At 60.9% G+C, this 2,511-nt stretch carries 3 protein-coding genes; 2 read left to right on the forward strand and 1 reads right to left on the reverse strand.

Annotated elements, in window-relative coordinates; all coding sequences use genetic code 11:
* The coding region (locus MJ797_RS25930) for a hypothetical protein (RefSeq protein ID WP_239342249.1) at positions 1-231 on the reverse strand (231 nt) is incomplete at its 3' end.
* A 54-nt stretch (positions 232-285) separates the two neighbouring features.
* Here MJ797_RS25930 and MJ797_RS25935 point away from each other — a divergent pair.
* Positions 286-1,257 (forward strand): DMT family transporter, encoded by a 972-nt coding sequence (locus MJ797_RS25935; protein WP_239342250.1) that lies wholly within the window; start codon positions 286-288, stop codon positions 1,255-1,257.
* 451 nt (positions 1,258-1,708) lie between these two features.
* Positions 1,709-2,511 (forward strand): 3-oxoacyl-ACP synthase III family protein (locus MJ797_RS25940; RefSeq protein WP_239342251.1); only part of this gene is annotated, 803 nt, incomplete at its 3' end.

Below are 2,511 nucleotides of genomic sequence, written 5' to 3' on the forward strand. Positions count from 1 at the left end.
TGACAACGACGCGAGGCGACGCCTGGCGCCGGCAGGCCCTGGATGAACTTCCAGCGCCGACCACTCAGCCGGAGCTTTCGGGTCGAGGACGTCAGGGAACGGGGTGATGAGGTGCTTGGTCGACATCAACGTGAGGGATGGGCCGTGCGGATGATCGATCGAGCCGGCCGGCGGGATGGTTCTGCCGTTAGCGGTGAGCTCACCCCTTCGGGCGGACCGGTCAGCCGACATGCTGGTCGGCGTTGTCCCCGGCTGCGTCAGAGGGGATCGCCGACGGTCACCGGAATGTCCGCCGTGCTGGCGGCGACCGTCCTGTGGGGTGCCGGCGGCACGGTAGCCGGATACCTGTTCGAGCAGGGGGTGGATCCGGTTGAGCTGGTGGCGAGTCGGACGCTCTTGACAGCGCTCGGCATGGTATGTGTGACGACCGCTCTGCCGGGACGCGGTGACGGCCGACGCGGGCAACTGCCTCGGAACAGCCTGTGGCTGGTAGTCGCTTTCGGTCTTGCGGTGGGCGCGGCAAATGGATTTCTGTTCATGGCCATCGCCCGTCTCCCGGTGGCTGTCGCCCTGGTGCTGCAGAATCTGGCCCCGAGCTTTGTGCTGGGCTGGCTGGCGTTGCGGGGCCGTCAGCGGCTGACCGTCCGGGTCGCGCTCGGGCTTGCCGCAGCGCTGGTCGGGGTCGCGCTGGTCGTCCGGCTGCCGAACACCCCCGTGCACCGGCTCAACCTGCTCGGCATCGCTCTGGGAATGGGGGCGGCCGCGGCGGTGGCGGCGTTCTCGCTGCTGGGGGCCAAAGCGACTCAGGCGTACGGCGCTGTCCGCGCCAATACCTACGCTTTTCTGGTGTCCAGCGTCGCCTGGACAGCGATCCTGCTACCGCACGGCGTCCCGCACATCCTCGCCCGTCATGAGGAGTACCCGGCGATTCTGTTCGTCAGCCTGCTGGGAACCCTGGCGCCGTTCGCGCTCTTCGCTTGGGGTATCGCCAGGGTGGGACCGCAAGCCGGCGCGGTGAACATCTCCCTGGAACCAGTGGTCAGTGGGATCCTTGCATGGTTGTGGCTGCACCAGGCCCTTGGGGCCATGGAGATCTTTGGTGGTGCTCTCGTGATCGCTGCCGTGGTCTACCTGCAGCGCCATACCCAGCAGGCCGCCGCTGAGACCTTCTCCAAACCCGTAGGCACCGAAACGGAATTCGATCATCGATGTAGCTACCCTTCGAAGACTGATCGCTCGATGCGAGCCCCTCCATGAAATCGGCCACAGAGCTCAAATCAACTTGAGTCCATCGTGTCCTGAACCGCTTTATCAGCTCATTATCGACGGTCCTCACATGTGTGGTAGATCAGTGAGGTTGCTAGGAAGAGGCGATCGTTATTCCTATCATGATACCGTCTTTCATCGTCCCATTCTAACGTACCTGTTCTCATCCCACTTGGGATCTGTAATGAAGTAACAAAATGCATCCTTGGGGGCATCTTCGCAGGTCGCGGGCCTGCGGAAGGCTCAAAATGAACGGGTTATTTCATTCCGGCTACTTAGCTGAAGCCTTGTCTCAAAAGTTTTTGGGTTTAGCTGTGCTGGTAAATTTTATTGAGATCTCCCTTGTTTGACAAAGAGCAAGTTTTTCTTAAGTGATGCAGGTCATACTAATTCAAATTGAATAATATGGTGCGGAGTTGATAAAACATAACCAGTAAAAAATATGGCCGGCGGCGAGGAGGGTGAGATGGGTATCGGAGTGCTGGGCGTGGGCTACTACGCGCCGGAGACGGAAATTGACAACGGTCAGATCGCTGAATGGGCCGATACTGAACCGGAGTGGGTACACGATCGCACAGGGGTGCGCAGCCGTCGATATGCTGCTGTGGGGGAGGCTACATCTGATCTGGCAGTCAATGCTGCCCGAAGAGCGCTGCGGGATGCTGGATGCGCCTCCGAGAAGATAGGACTTCTCGCGGTCGCCACGAGCACTCCCGACCAACCGCTACCGGGGACGGCGGCTCATGTCCAGCGTGAACTAGCTCTCCCCAGCGGCGCCGCATTCGACATCAATGCGGTATGCAGCGGCTATGTCTATGGGTGCATCGCGGCCGCTGGGATGCTTCTCGCCGGTGGCGCAAGCGGTCCGCGTAGCAGTCGCGACCACGCTCTCGTCGTGGGAGCTGACTCTTACTCGCGTATCATGAACCGAGCTGACCGAAAGACAGTCTCGCTGTTCGGCGATGGTGCCGGCGCTACAGTTCTCGGTCCAGTGCCGGACGGATACGGGATTATCGGGTACAGTCTAACCTGTGATGGGGGGTTGGCGGGGCTTGTAGAAGTTCCGGCTGGCGGCACCCGCTTGCCGTTGAGCGAGGATGTATACCGGCGCGAGGAGCACCTATTCCGCATGGATGGCCGGGCGGCGAAGGAATACGCAATGATGGCCGTCCCAAAAATGATCGATGAATGTGTGGAAATGGCGGGTGTCTCGTTGGATGAGGTCAGTCGAGTTATCCTGCATCG

The sequence above is a fragment of the Protofrankia sp. CiP3 genome (assembly GCF_917627345.1).
Lineage (GTDB): Bacteria > Actinomycetota > Actinomycetes > Frankiales > Frankiaceae > Protofrankia.